Source organism: Comamonas endophytica, assembly GCF_023634805.2.
GTDB classification, from domain to species: Bacteria; Pseudomonadota; Gammaproteobacteria; order Burkholderiales; family Burkholderiaceae_C; genus Comamonas; species Comamonas endophytica.
Genome location: NZ_CP106881.1, coordinates 2,879,765 through 2,892,764, shown reverse-complemented (window position 1 = coordinate 2,892,764; position 13,000 = coordinate 2,879,765). Strand labels below are relative to the sequence as shown.

Annotated in this window: 11 protein-coding genes; 7 read left to right on the top strand and 4 right to left on the bottom strand. The window is 67.4% G+C overall.

Translation table 11 applies throughout. The annotated features are described in order from the left end of the window. Window positions 1-80 precede the first annotated feature (80 nt). Complete coding sequence (locus M9799_RS13075) at window positions 81-989, top strand: inositol monophosphatase family protein (protein ID WP_231042108.1); 909 nt, start codon at window positions 81-83, stop codon at window positions 987-989. 60 nt (window positions 990-1,049) lie between these two features. Here M9799_RS13075 and M9799_RS13070 read toward each other — a convergent pair whose 3' ends face one another. Together M9799_RS13070 and M9799_RS13065 are read right to left on the bottom strand one after the other, a co-directional pair. Continuing rightward, on the bottom strand, window positions 1,050-2,396 hold the full coding sequence (locus tag M9799_RS13070) for a PAS domain-containing protein (RefSeq protein ID WP_231042107.1): 1,347 nt from the start codon (window positions 2,394-2,396) through the stop codon (window positions 1,050-1,052). Between the two features lie 297 nt (window positions 2,397-2,693). Further along, on the bottom strand, window positions 2,694-3,239 hold the full coding sequence (locus M9799_RS13065) for a DUF2325 domain-containing protein (protein WP_231042106.1): 546 nt from the start codon (window positions 3,237-3,239) through the stop codon (window positions 2,694-2,696). Between the two features lie 596 nt (window positions 3,240-3,835). Here M9799_RS13065 and mutS point away from each other — a divergent pair. Genes mutS through M9799_RS13050 form a run of 3 tightly spaced genes read left to right on the top strand, consistent with a single transcriptional unit; the run spans window position 3,836 to window position 8,260 of the window. Further along, the gene (gene mutS, locus M9799_RS13060) at window positions 3,836-6,427 is read left to right on the top strand and encodes a DNA mismatch repair protein MutS (protein ID WP_231042178.1); all 2,592 of its coding nucleotides are present in this window, start codon (window positions 3,836-3,838) and stop codon (window positions 6,425-6,427) included. Next, the gene (locus M9799_RS13055; RefSeq protein WP_231042105.1) at window positions 6,424-7,434 is read left to right on the top strand and encodes a proteasome-type protease; all 1,011 of its coding nucleotides are present in this window, start codon (window positions 6,424-6,426) and stop codon (window positions 7,432-7,434) included. Before mutS ends, M9799_RS13055 begins: the two co-directional genes overlap by 4 nt. Window positions 7,435-7,447: 13 nt before the next feature. Continuing rightward, window positions 7,448-8,260, top strand: coding sequence for an alpha/beta fold hydrolase (locus M9799_RS13050; protein WP_231042104.1), 813 nt, complete (start codon window positions 7,448-7,450; stop codon window positions 8,258-8,260). Here M9799_RS13050 and M9799_RS13045 read toward each other — a convergent pair. Continuing rightward, window positions 8,257-8,961 (bottom strand): SDR family oxidoreductase, encoded by a 705-nt coding sequence (locus tag M9799_RS13045; RefSeq protein WP_231042103.1) that lies wholly within the window; start codon window positions 8,959-8,961, stop codon window positions 8,257-8,259. The two genes, M9799_RS13050 and M9799_RS13045, sit on opposite strands and share 4 nt — an antisense overlap. 49 nt (window positions 8,962-9,010) lie before the next feature. After that, complete coding sequence (locus tag M9799_RS13040; RefSeq protein WP_231042102.1) at window positions 9,011-9,838, bottom strand: undecaprenyl-diphosphate phosphatase; 828 nt, start codon at window positions 9,836-9,838, stop codon at window positions 9,011-9,013. A gap of 134 nt (window positions 9,839-9,972) precedes the next feature. Here M9799_RS13040 and M9799_RS13035 point away from each other — a divergent pair, with 134 nt between their 5' ends. The 3 genes from M9799_RS13035 to M9799_RS13025 all read left to right on the top strand — a co-directional run bounded on the left by M9799_RS13035 (window position 9,973) and on the right by M9799_RS13025 (window position 12,968). Beyond that, window positions 9,973-10,335 carry a hypothetical protein gene (locus tag M9799_RS13035; protein WP_231042101.1) on the top strand — a complete coding sequence of 121 codons (363 nt, stop codon included), beginning with the start codon at window positions 9,973-9,975 and terminating at the stop codon, window positions 10,333-10,335. Between the two features lie 227 nt (window positions 10,336-10,562). Next, window positions 10,563-11,168 (top strand): TRAP transporter small permease subunit, encoded by a 606-nt coding sequence (locus M9799_RS13030; RefSeq protein ID WP_231042100.1) that lies wholly within the window; start codon window positions 10,563-10,565, stop codon window positions 11,166-11,168. A gap of 18 nt (window positions 11,169-11,186) precedes the next feature. Next, window positions 11,187-12,968 carry a TRAP transporter large permease gene (locus tag M9799_RS13025; RefSeq protein ID WP_231042099.1) on the top strand — a complete coding sequence of 594 codons (1,782 nt, stop codon included), beginning with the start codon at window positions 11,187-11,189 and terminating at the stop codon, window positions 12,966-12,968. Window positions 12,969-13,000: the final 32 nt, after the last annotated feature.

The following is a 13,000-nucleotide window of genomic DNA, read 5'->3' as shown; positions in this document are numbered from 1 at the left end:
AGCTGGCCCACCCCTGTTCTTAACCGCGTGCCGCGCTGCCTATTTTTCCTTGGGCCGCGCAGCGCCAACGTTCACAATCCATGTCGTCTACCCTGCATCCCATGCTCAACGTGGCTATCAAAGCCGCACGCGCCGCCGGCGCCCTCATCAACCGCGCGGCTCTGGACGTGGAATCCGTGCGCATCGCACAGAAGCAGGTCAACGACTTCGTGACCGAGATCGATCAGGCGGCCGAGAAGGCCATCATCGAAACCCTGCTGACGGCCTACCCCGGCCACGGCATCCTGGCCGAGGAAACCGGCCGCGAGTTCGGCGCCAAGAACTCGGACTTCGTCTGGATCATCGATCCGCTCGACGGCACCACCAACTTCATCCACGGCCTGCCCGTCTACTGCGTGAGCATCGCGCTGGCCTACCGGGGCAAGATCGAGCACGCCGTGGTCTACGATCCCACGCGCAACAACCTGTTCACCGCCACGCGCGGGCGCGGTGCCTTCCTCAACGACCGCCGCATCCGCGTGAGCAAGCGCGCGCAGATGCGCGACTGCCTGATCGCCACCGGCTTCCCTTTCCGCCAGGGCGACAACTTCAAGGCCCACATGGCCATGGTCACGGACGTCATGCCGCGCGTGGCCGGCGTGCGCCAGTCGGGCTCGGCGGCGCTGGACATGGCGCATGTCGCGGCCGGCTTTGCTGACGGCTTCTTCCACAACGGCCTGAGCATCTGGGACATCGCCGCGGGCTCGCTGCTGATCACCGAGGCCGGCGGCCTGGTGGGCAACTACACCGGCGAAGCCGACTTCCTCGAGCAGCGCGAGTGCATGGCCGGCAACCCCCGCGTCTATGGCCACCTGGTCACGGCGCTGGGCAAGTACAGCAAGTTCGCCGGAGCGGGCGAGAAGGCCGGCGTGCGCCAGGCCCTGGCCGAGGGTGATGCGCAGGCGCCCGCCGAGCCAGCCCCTGCAGCTGGCGAAGACGACCAGGCCTGAGCCCTGCTCGCGGCCTGCGGATACCGCCCCCCGGGGCGGTATTTTTTTGCCCGCGCCGCTTCAGGCCGCCAGCCGGACGCGCTGCGCGCTGGCGCGCCGCTGGTGCCAGCCGACCATGGCGATGCGCCGCCCGCAGCCGTCGAATACCGGATCGATCTGTACCCATTCCTCGTGCAGCTGCCCGGCGCGGTCGCGGTTGACCAGGCTGCCTTCCCAGCGCCGGCCCGCCATCAGCGTGGACCACAGGTCGCGATAGGTGGCGGGCGGCGTCTGGCCGCTGGCCAGCAGCGAGGGCTTCTGGCCGCGCAGCGCGGCCAGTGCATAGCCGCTGTCGCGCTCATATTGCGCGTTGGCCCAGACGATGCGCCCGTCGGCATCGGTCAGCACCGCGGCCATGGGGCTGGCAAGCAACGCTTCGCGCAGCACATCGTGGTGCCCGCCCAGCGCGTCGAGGCGCTCGCCCTGCCGGCGCAGCCGCAGCGCCAGCAGGCCCAGCAGCAGCAGCAGCGCGAACGCCACCGAGGCCACCCACCAGCGGTCGCGCCAGGTCATCAGCGCGCTGACGTTGTCCAGTGCCACGAGCTGCCAGTGGCCTGCCGGATCGAGCCAGTCCAGGGCGCGCCGGTCCACCACATGGCGCGCGCCATCGACGCGCACCTCGGTGCTGTCCTCATCGAATGGCAGCGCAGAAGCCACGCCGTTGCGGAAATATCCGGCGAAGATTCCGCTCTGGCGCACGGCATCGATGCGCTGCTGCGTCAATGGCGCGGTCATCGCATAGCGCCAGCCCGGGCGCGTGGCGGAAAACGCCACGCCATGCGGGTTCAGCAGCAAGGTGGTCAGGCCATGGCGGTTGAGCACGGCATCGAGCGCCGCGGCATCGGTCTTGAGCATCACCACGCCCAGCACCTCGGAGTCGGCCCGCGCCGTGCTGCGCACCGGCGCCACATAGAACAGGTTGCGCGTGCGGGTGCCCTGCTCGAGCGCCGCGAACACGCTGGCCCGGCCTCCGAGGGCCTGGCTGATATACGGCTGGAAGACTTGCAGCCGCCCGGGCGCGGCGCGCTCGCTGTCGTCCTGCGCCATGCTGCGGCCCGCGCGGTCGATCACATGCACGCTGAGCACCGGCAGGCGCATGCGCAGCCGGGCGAAATGCAGCTGTGCCTCCTCGGGCGGCACGTCGAAGCCGCGCGCCAGGTCCTTGATGGCGGGATCCGCCAGGCCCACTGCAATGGCGCCCGACAGTGTGCTGCTGTGCAGCGTCTGCGCCAGCAACGCCTGCTGCGTCTCGTCCAGGATGCGCTGGCGCTGCTGCGCGCGGTCATCCAGGCGCCACAGCGTCACTGCCTGTACCGCCAGCAGCGCGCCCATGCCGGCCACCAGCACCAGCCCCAGCAGATCGCGCATGGGTGATCCGGGGCTGCGGGGTGCGGGCCCTCCCGGCAGCCACCCGGCCATCGCGTGAAGCCCCTGGCGCCAGGCGCCAACGGCCCGTGCTCGTTCAATCTGATCCTGCATGCCGCCCCGTTGCCTCCGTGCGCTGCAGCGGGCCCGCGGCCGCTGCAATCCATCATGTCGTTGTTATCCGCCAGACGCGAAAGGCCGGGCGCAGCCTGCTGGCTGCGCGGCCCTGTCCGCGGATCGGCCCGCAGATACTAACAACCCTGGACGCGCAGGGAAACGATATCCAGGCGCGGGTGGTGCTCAGGACAGGGTGTTTTCGGGCGTCGGCAGGCTTGGGGCCAGGCAGGCCGGCGCAGCCGCGGGCTCCCATCCGGCGATGTGCGCGCCGGACGCCTGCTCGACCAGCACGCAGGTCTTGCCGGTGCGCCGGCAGTGGTCCTGCACGCGCCAGTAGTCGCCATGGCTGAGGCAGCCGGTCTGGCAGATCACCAGGTTGGCCGCCGTAAGGCCTGTGGCCTCCTCCCGTGCCGCCTCGGCTGCAAGTGCCCCGGCCGCGTCTTCTGCCGCCGCCCGTGCACCGCGCCACTGCCCCTGCAGGCGCTCGCGCGCAAGGTTCTGCATGCAGACCACCAGCGCCTCCATGCGCTGCGTGCGTTCCCAGGCCAGCGCCGTGTCGCGCACGATCACGGCCGCGCGCAGGCGCATGGCCTGGCCCTCCAGGCGCGCGATCTGCGCGGCCTGGGCCCGCACCAGCGCATCGCAGCGCGCCTGCGTCTGGCCGTAGTGGCGCATCAGCGCGTGGTATTCGGTGATCGTTTGCGGAAGTTCGTGCGCGGCAAGTTCCATGGTCGGCCCTGGCGGAGTGCGGTTGCGGCATGCCGCGAAATGAATGCCCGCCGAAGGCGGCGGGCAAGCATGCGCGGTGTCCACCCCTGAAACGCCGCTGGTGCTGCCTGGCAGTTTATATCAATGAGAATTATTCTCATCAAATGAACCTGCTGGAGCAGGGCCCATGCCGCAGGCCAGGAATGAAAAAAACCCGGCACGGCGCCACATGCCGGGTTCCTCCGGGGGTAGGGTCGGTGAACCTGGCGCGGCCTTCTCCCCCGATGAGTTGCAGCGATTCCAGGCAATTCGAGCCATGGCCGAAGCCCGCGCCAGGGGTATGCGGGCGGCTGCGCCACGGGCAGCGCACGCGTCATCGACAATAATGTGTTTGCGCACCTCTTCAAGCAAACCTGCGGCGTTGCGCGGCGCGCTCCCGCAACCGGGCGCAGAGCACGGATCCATGCCAGCGTTGCGATGCAGGCCGGCGCCCTCGGCAACCGCCGGGCTGCACGCCACCCGCGCAGCCAACCCAAGTGATTGATTCAAAAGTGAATATCGAGAATACCGAAGCCGTCCAGGGGCCGGCAGGCACGCCGCTTTCGGCGCACACTCCCATGATGCAGCAGTATCTAGGCCTGAAGGCCGGATACCCCGACACGCTGGTGTTCTACCGCATGGGCGACTTCTACGAGCTGTTCTATGCCGATGCCGAGAAGGCCGCGCGGCTGCTCGACATCACGCTGACCCAGCGCGGCCAGTCGGGCGGCCAGCCCATCCCCATGTGCGGCGTGCCCTTCCATGCGCTGGAGAACTACCTCGCGCGCCTGATCAAGATGGGCGAATCGGTGGCGATCTGCGAGCAGGTCGGCGAGGTCGGCGCGGGCAAGGGTCCGGTCGAGCGCAAGGTGGTGCGCGTGGTCACGCCCGGCACGCTGACCGATGCGGCACTGCTGTCCGACAAGAGCGAGGCCCTGCTGCTGGCGGTGCACGCGGGCCCGCGCAACCGCTGCGGCCTGGCCTGGCTCAGCGTCACCCAGGGCCGTGTGCACCTGGCCGAATGCACGCCCGAGGAACTGGGCGACTGGCTGGTGCGCATCGCGCCCAGCGAGCTGATCTACAGCGCCGGCGTGACCGAGCGCTTCGAGAAGCACCTGCAGGGCCTGCGCCATGGCGGCAGCCTGGCCTGCCCGCTGTGCCCGCGGCCCGACTGGCAGTTCGACCAGGCGCTGGGCGAGCGCAAGCTGCTCGAGCAGCTGGGCGCGGCCAGCCTGCAGGCCTGGAACGCCGAAGCGCTGGGGCTGGCGCATGCGGCATCGGCCGCGCTGCTGTCCTATGCCGAGCACACGCAGGGCCGTGCGCTGAGCCATCTGCACAGCGTGCAGGTGCAGCGCAACGACGAACTGATCGACCTGCCGCCGGCCACGCGCCGCAACCTCGAGCTGCTCAAGACGCTGCGCGGCGAGGACAGCCCCACGCTGTTCTCGCTGCTCGACACCTGCCAGACCGGCATGGGCAGCCGCCTGCTCAAGAGCTGGATGCTCGAGCCGCGGCGCGACCGCACTGCGGCGCGCGAGCGCCTGGCGGCCACCGCGGTGCTGCGCGGCGGCCAGGCGGCCGGCGCCGCGCCCTGGCAGCTGCTGCGCGCCGAGCTCAAGGGCGTGAGCGACGTGGAGCGCATCACCGCGCGCATCGCGCTGCGCCAGGTGCGCCCGCGCGAGCTGGTGGCACTGGGCAAGACGCTGGCCAAGGCCCAGCTGCTGGCCGCGACCGCCGCCTCGCCTTGCGACTACCTGAACCAGGTCTTTGGCCATGCCCTGCCGCCCGACGGCTGCGCGGCGCTGCTGCAGGCGGCGCTGCTGGAGGAACCCGCAGCGCTGGTGCGCGACGGCGGCGTGATCGCCGGCGGCTTCGATGCCGAACTCGACGAGCTGCGCGCGATCCAGACCAACTGCGACAGCTTCCTGCTCGACCTGGAAACGCGCGAGAAGGCGCGCAGCGGCATTCCCAACCTGCGCGTGCAGTTCAACAAGGTCCATGGCTTCTACATCGAGGTCACAGGCAGCTACCTCGACCGCGTGCCCGACGACTACCGCCGCCGCCAGACGCTGAAGAACGCCGAGCGCTTCATCACACCCGAGCTGAAGAACTTCGAGGACAAGGCGCTGTCCGCCAACGAGCGCGCGCTGGCGCGCGAGAAGTGGCTGTACGAGCAGATCCTCGACCAGCTGCAGCCGCATGTCGCGGGCCTGACCCGCGTGGCCGCCGCCCTGGCTACGCTGGATGTGCTGTGCACCTTCGCCGAGCGGTCTCTCACGCTGCAGTGGTGCGCGCCCGAGTTCGTCAGCCAGCCCTGCATAGAGATCGAAGCCGGGCGCCACCCGGTGGTGGAGGCGCGGCTGGCCGAGACCTCCAGCGGCGCCTTCATCGCCAACCACACGCGCATGAACGCCAACGCGCGCATGCAGATCATCACCGGCCCGAACATGGGCGGCAAATCGACCTACATGCGCCAGGTGGCGCTGATCGTGCTGCTGGCGAGCATGGGCAGCCATGTGCCGGCCACGGCGTGCCGCCTGGGCCCGATCGATGCCATCCATACCCGCATCGGCGCGGCCGACGACCTGGCGAACGCGCAATCGACCTTCATGCTGGAGATGACCGAGGCCGCGCAGATCCTGCATGCCGCCACGCCGCACAGCCTGGTGCTGATGGACGAGATCGGCCGGGGCACCAGTACCTTCGACGGCCTGGCGCTGGCCAGCGGCATCGCCACGCATCTGCACGACAAGACACGTGCTTTCACATTGTTTGCAACCCATTACTTCGAGCTCACGGATTTGCCCGCCAAGGCGCGGCAAGCTGTCAACGTGCATGTGGGAGCGACCGAGGCCGGCAATGACATCGTGTTCATGCACGAGATCCAGCCCGGGCCTGCCAGCAGAAGCTACGGCATCCAGGTGGCTAAACTTGCGGGAATGCCCACCGCAGTGCTCTACCATGCGAGGCATACGTTGGCGGCGCTCGAGGAGCGCGCCGGCGAGGACCGGCGCCAGGTGGATCTTTTTGCCGCGCCGCAGCCGCCCGAACCCCGCGCCGAGGCCAGCGAACTGCAGCAGCGCCTGCTGGACCTCGAACTCGACACCCTGAGTCCGCGCGAGGCCCTCGATCACTTGTACGCTCTTCAAGGACTTGCCCGGAAACCATGACTTACTGTGTAGCCATCAAACTCGACGCGGGATTGGTATTCCTGTCCGACTCGCGCACCAACGCCGGTCTCGACCACATCAGCTCCTTCCGCAAGATGATGGTCTACGAGTCGCCGGGCGACCGCTTCATGGTGCTGCTGTCGGCAGGCAACCTGTCGATCTCGCAATCGGTGCGCGAGATCCTGCAGCTGCAGCAGCTGCGCGACGAGCACACGGGCGAGATGCTCACCATCTGGAACGCGCGCAGCATGTTCGATGCCGCGCGCATCCTGGGCGCGGCCGTGCGCCATGTCTATGACCGCGACGGCGTGGCGCTCAAGCGCGCGGGCCTCGACTTCAACGTCTCGCTGGTGTTCGGCGGGCAGATCCGCGGCGAGGGCATGCGCCTGTTCCAGGTCTATTCGGCGGGCAATTTCATCGAGGCCACGCACGAGACGCCCTACTTCCAGGTCGGCGAGTCGAAGTACGGCAAGCCGGTGCTCGATCGCGTCATCACGCCGCAGACGCCGCTGGCCGAAGCCGCGAAATGCGCGCTGGTGTCGATGGACAGCACCATCAAGTCGAACCTGTCGGTGGGCCTGCCGCTGGACCTGATCGTGTACGAGGAAGGCCGATTCGCCAGCGACAAGATCGTCTGCATCGACGAGAGCAACCCCTATTACCGGCTGCTGCACGAGAACTGGGGCGAGCGCCTGCGCCATGTGTTCGACAGCATCGAGGACCCGGCCTGGGACGGCGGCGTCACCAACGCGCCGATCCGGGTCGAAAGCCGGCGCTGCCATCCACTGCTCAAGATCACGCCGGACGTCGTCGCGGCCCAGCCGGCTCCGGCCGCGCCCACGGGGCTGCGCCAGGGCGGCGTCCATACCACGGCATCGGCGCTGCGCTCCGGCCATCTGCCGATCGCGCCGGTGCATCCCGACCATCTGATGGCGGGCGAGACACATTCCGGCGCCGACATCGACAACGGTACCGAAGACGGCGACGACGAGTCTGCGCTGCGCTGAGGCGCAGGGCGCCATGCTGCCGCTGGTCTTCTCGCACGCCAACAGCTTTCCCGCATCCACCTACAGCCTGCTTTTCGCGCTCTTGCGCAAGCGCGGCTGCGAGGTCGGGGCCGTGGAGCGATTCGGCCACGATCCACGCTACCCGGTCAGCGACAACTGGCCGCACCTGGTGCGGCAGCTGGCCGACTTCGCGCGCGCCGAGGTCGAGCGCCTGGGCGAACCGGTGTTTTTCGTGGGGCATTCGCTGGGTGGATTTCTCAGCGTCATGGCCGCGGCGCAGCACCCGGAGCTGGCGCGCGGCGTGCTGCTGATCGACGCGCCGCTGATCAGCGGCTGGCGCGCCACCACCCTGGGCATGGCCAAGCGCGCGCAGCTGGTAGGCTCCGTCTCGCCGGGCAAGATCAGCCGGCGCCGGCGCAACCAATGGTCCAGCGACGAGGAAGCGCTGGCCCATTTCCGTGCCAAGAAGGCCTTTGCGCACTGGCATCCCGAGGTGCTGCAGGATTATGTGCGGCACGGTCTCAAGGACGGAGGCGGCAAGCGCGTGCTGGCCTTCGACCGCGATGTCGAGACCGCGATCTACAACACCCTGCCGCACCACCTCGACGCATTGCTGCGCCGCCACCCGCTGCGCTGCCCCGCCGCTTTCATCGGCGGGCGCGGTTCGCAGGAGCTGCGCCGGGTGGGCCTCGATCTGACGCTGCGCATCACGCAGGGCCGCAGCATGATGCTCGATGGCAGCCATCTGTTCCCGATGGAGCGCCCCGAGGCCACGGCAGCGGCGATCGAGGCTTCGCTGCTCAATCTGCTTTCGGTGCGCAACTAGACGCTGCGCGACAGGCCGCCATCCACACGGATATTCTGGCCGGTAATGTACGCCGCCCCTTCCGACAGCAGGAACGCCACCGTCGCGGCAATCTCCTCGGCCGTGCCATAGCGCTGCATCGGCACCGAAGCGCGCCGCTCCTCGGTCTCGGGCCGGCTGTCGATCCAGCCGGGCAGCACATTGTTCATGCGGATGTTCTGCGCGGCGTAGGTGTCGGCGAAGATCTTGACGAAGCTCGCCAATCCGGCGCGGAACACGGCCGAGGTCGGGAACATGTCGGTGGGCTCGAAGGCCCAGGCGGTGGAGATGTTGACGATCGCGCCGCCGCCCTGCGCCTGCATGATCGGCACCACCAGCCGCGCGGGCCGCACGGCGTTGAGGAAGTAGACGTCCATGCCCTTGTGCCAGTCGTCATCGCTGATGTCGAGGATCGGCGCGCGCGGGCCGTGGCCGGCCGAATTCACCAGCGCGTCGATGCGGCCCCAGCGCTGCATGGCCAGATCGACCAAACGCTGCAGGTCCTCGACCGACTGGTTCGAGCCCGTGACGCCGACGCCCCCCAGTTCCTCGGCCAGGGCCTGGCCCTTGCCCGAAGACGAAAGCACCGCCACCCGGTAGCCATCCTGCGCCAGCTTGCGCGCTGCCGCCGCGCCCATGCCCGATCCGCCTGCCGTGATCAACGCCACCTTTTCCACTGTCATGCAAATCTCCTGCTGATGAAATACGGGCGCCGTGCCGCCACGCTGGCGGTCACTCCCCATGCCAGGCGATGGCCCCGGTCCAGGCGGTGACCAGCACGATGATGCCAAACACGATGCGGTACCACGCAAAGGGCACGAAGCTGTTGCTCGAGATATAGCGCAGCAGCCAGCGCACGCAGAACCAGGCGCTGATGAACGAGAACAGCAGGCCGGTGGCAAACATCGGAATGTCCGCGGCGCTCAGCAGATGGCGCTGCTTGATCAGGCTGTAAACGCCCGCGCCGATCAGCGTGGGCATGGCGAGGAAGAACGAGAAATCGGTGGCCGCCTTGCGCGACAGGCCCAGCAGCATGCCGCCGATGATGGTGGCGCCGCTGCGGCTGGTGCCCGGCACCATCGCCAGGCATTGCGCCAGGCCGACCTTGAGCGCGTCCATCGGCGTCATGTCGTCGACGGAATGCACGCGCACCCTGGCATTCGGGCGTTTCTCCGCCCAGAGAATCACGAAGCCCCCGAGAATGAAGGTGGTGGCGACCACGAGCGGCGTGAACAGATGCGCCTGGATCATGTGGCCGAAGGCCAGGGCCAGCAACACGGCCGGCAGAAAGCCGATGCACACGTTGAGCGCAAAGCGCCGCGCGTGGGCGCTGGTCGGCAGCTCGACGACGGTGCTGCGGATCTTCTGCCAATAGACCAGGATCACGGCAAAGATCGCGCCGGTCTGGATGGCGATGTCGAACACCTTGGCTTTCTCGCCCTCGAACCCGAGCAGTGCGCCGGCAAGGATCAGATGGCCGGTCGAGGAGATGGGCAGGAATTCGGTCAGACCTTCGACCACGCCCATGATGGCGGCCTTGACCAGCAATACGATATCCACGGAGATGTCCTGTTTGACGATAGAAGCCGTCAATTATGTCGCGTCACGCAAGGCACTCCCCCAGGGCCCAGGTTTCTCTTTGTGAATGCGCGCGCGGGCCACAATGGCGGCCTTTCAACTGCCGCGAGCATCCCATGCCACTGGACTATCTGGATTTCGACTACAGCGAAGACGACGAGGGCACGGCCACCTGGGATGCGCTGGCCAGCGTCACGGCCGAGCGCGTGCCGGCATTGGTGGCGGAAGTCGAGCAGTTGCTGCGCTGGGCCAGCCGCACTTTTGCCGGCCGGCGCGGACCGATCGAGGAAGGCGGCGAGTGGGATCTCGATCTGCATGCGCAGCAGGACGACGGCCGGCCGCTGGCCATTGGCTTCGACGAGGCCAGCGGGCACCTGCGCCTCGGCACGGTGCCCGGCCAGCGCGTCACGCTGGGCTTGACGCTCAGCGCCAGCACTGCCTTCAGCGAAGCCATGCGCAGGCGCTACGCCATCGACTGAAATGCTGCTGCACACACGCAAAAACGACAGTATTACCCTACCAAGGTAAACCCCTATTGCTACCAATTTAGTAGCAATATAGACGCATGAAATATAGTAAAAGTCCTATATTTTTATCATTATTTTCCGGCATCCGCTCCTTAGAATCGGTCGTTGCAAAAAATTACCGGAGGCCTCCCAACCGGAGCCCGCCCGGCAGAACGAACGGCCTTTTGATTGGAGACACCATGCAGGCTTTACTCAGGTTTTCACGAGGGGTCGACTGGCTTAACACCCAGGTCGGCAAATACGTCATCTGGCTCATCCTGGCCTCCACCGTCATCAGCGGCGTGAACGCGGTGGTGCGCAAAGTATTCAACACCAGCTCCAACGCCTTTCTCGAAGTGCAGTGGTATCTGTTCGCGGCTTCCTTCCTGCTGGCCGCGGGCTACACGCTGCTGCAGGGCGAGCATGTGAAGGTCGACGTGCTGTCCAGCCGCCTGTCCAAGCGCAAGCAGATCTGGATCGACATCTTCGGCTTCATCTGTTTCCTGACCCCGGTGAGCCTGGCCGTCATCTGGCTGGGCGTGCCCTTCTTCTGGCAGGCCTTGCAGACCGGCGAGATGTCCAGCAATGCCGGCGGCCTGATTCGCTGGCCGGTCTACCTGATGATGCCGCTGGGCTTTTTGCTGCTGCTGCTGCAGGGCTGGTCCGAGCTGATCAAGCGCATTGCCTTCCTGCAGGGCCTGATCGAGGACCCGACCGCCAAGAAGACGGAAAAGACCGCCGAGGAAGACCTGGCGGAAGCCATCCGCAACCTCGCGGGCGGCAAGAAGAACACCCCGGACGCCTGAGCGCAGGAGACATAAGCAATGGAATTCCTGACCCACAACCTGGCCCCGATCATGTTCGCGGGCCTGATGGTGTTTCTGATCCTGGGCTTTCCCGTGGCCTTCAGCCTGGGCGCCTGCGGCATGTTCTTTGCCTTCATCGGCGTCGAGCTCGGCGTGCTGCCCGAGGCGCTGCTGCAGGCGCTGCCGCTGCGCATCTACGGCATCATGCAGAACGAGACGCTGCTGGCCATTCCCTTCTTCACGCTGATGGGGCTGATCCTCGAGCGCAGCGGCATGGCGGAGGACCTGCTGGAAACCGTGGGCCAGCTGTTCGGCCCGGTGCGCGGCGGCGTGGCGCTGGCGGTGATCTTCGTCGGCGCGCTGCTGGCCGCCACCACCGGCGTGGTTGCCGCCTCGGTGATCTCCATGGGCCTGATCTCGCTGCCGATCATGATGCGCTACGGTTACGACCGGCGCATCGCCTCGGGCGTGATCGCGGCCTCCGGAACGCTGGCGCAGATCATCCCGCCCTCGCTGGTGCTGATCGTGCTGGCCGACCAGCTCGGCCGCAGCGTCGGCGACATGTACAAGGGCGCCTTCCTGCCGGGCCTGATGCTGACCGGCTTCTACGCGCTGTTCATCATCGCGCTGGCCATCTTCAAGCCGCACCTGGTGCCGGCGCTGCCGCCCGAGGCGCGCACGCTGCGCGAGGCCGACGGCAAGTCGGGCATGCCCTCGCTGCTGGTGCTCACCGTGCTGTGCGTGGGCGCGTCGATCTTCGTCGGCCAGCACATGGCCGAGTTGCACACTTGGTGGACCGGCGAGGCCGTCGACACGGTGGCGCTCGACGAGACCATCGTCGTGGCCATGTGCTTCGGCGTGGCGCTGGCCTTCGTCGCCGCCTCGATCAACCGCCTGACGCACCTGAACCTGCTGTCCAAGGTGGCCGAGCGCGTGACCTTCGTGCTGATCCCGCCGCTGCTGCTGATCTTCCTGGTGCTGGGCACCATCTTCCTCGGCGTGGCCACGCCCACCGAAGGCGGCGCGATGGGCGCGCTCGGCGCGATGGTCATGGCGATGGCGCGCGGGCGCCTGAACATGGCGCTGCTGCGCCAGGCGCTGATGTCCACCACCAAGCTGTCGTGCTTCGTGCTGTTCATCCTGATCGGCGCGACGATGTTCGGCCTGACCTTCCAGGGCGTGGACGGACCGCTGTGGGTCGAGCACCTGCTGACCAGCCTGCCCGGCGGCCAGCTCGGCTTCCTGATCGTCGTCAACGTGATGATCTTCTTCCTGGCCTTCTTCCTGGACTTCTTCGAGCTGTCCTTCATCGTCGTGCCGCTGCTGGCGCCCGTGGCCGAGAAGCTGGGCATCGACCTGGTGTGGTTCGGCGTGCTGCTGGCGGTCAACATGCAGACCTCGTTCATGCACCCGCCCTTCGGCTTCGCGCTGTTCTTCCTGCGCAGCGTGGCACCGGTGAAGGCCTATGTGGACAAGGTCACGAAGAAGATGGTCGAGCCCGTGACCACCATGCAGATCTATGCCGGCGCCGTGCCTTTCGTCGGCATCCAGCTGCTGATGGTGGCGCTGATCATTGCCTTCCCGGGCATCGTCTCCAGCGGCTTGGATGAAAAGGTCGAATACGACCTCGACAAGATCCGGCTGGAGATGGAAGCCAGCATGCCGGCCGAGGTGGACTTCGATGATCCGACGCTGAACATGCCCGGAGCCGAAGTGCCGGGAGCCGGCGCTGCGGACAGCAATGAGGATGCGCTCAAGGCACTGCAGGAATCGTTGGAGCGCGACGCCGCCAAGCCCTGAGCCCCTGCCCCTCCCAAGCCCATCCCAAGCCC

Bases quoted from the DNA above. Each gene is read 5' to 3' on its own strand.
- M9799_RS13055 (WP_231042105.1), top strand. From the start codon at position 6,424: ATGACTTACTGTGTAGCCATCAAACTCGACGCGGGATTGGTATTCCTG.
- M9799_RS13065 (WP_231042106.1), bottom strand. From the start codon at position 3,239: ATGGAACTTGCCGCGCACGAACTTCCGCAAACGATCACCGAATACCAC.
- M9799_RS13030 (WP_231042100.1), top strand. From the start codon at position 10,563: ATGCAGGCTTTACTCAGGTTTTCACGAGGGGTCGACTGGCTTAACACC.
- M9799_RS13035 (WP_231042101.1), top strand. From the start codon at position 9,973: ATGCCACTGGACTATCTGGATTTCGACTACAGCGAAGACGACGAGGGC.
- mutS (WP_231042178.1), top strand. From the start codon at position 3,836: ATGATGCAGCAGTATCTAGGCCTGAAGGCCGGATACCCCGACACGCTG.
- M9799_RS13050 (WP_231042104.1), top strand. From the start codon at position 7,448: ATGCTGCCGCTGGTCTTCTCGCACGCCAACAGCTTTCCCGCATCCACC.
- M9799_RS13070 (WP_231042107.1), bottom strand. From the start codon at position 2,396: ATGCGCGATCTGCTGGGGCTGGTGCTGGTGGCCGGCATGGGCGCGCTG.
- M9799_RS13075 (WP_231042108.1), top strand. From the start codon at position 81: ATGTCGTCTACCCTGCATCCCATGCTCAACGTGGCTATCAAAGCCGCA.
- M9799_RS13045 (WP_231042103.1), bottom strand. From the start codon at position 8,961: ATGACAGTGGAAAAGGTGGCGTTGATCACGGCAGGCGGATCGGGCATG.
- M9799_RS13025 (WP_231042099.1), top strand. From the start codon at position 11,187: ATGGAATTCCTGACCCACAACCTGGCCCCGATCATGTTCGCGGGCCTG.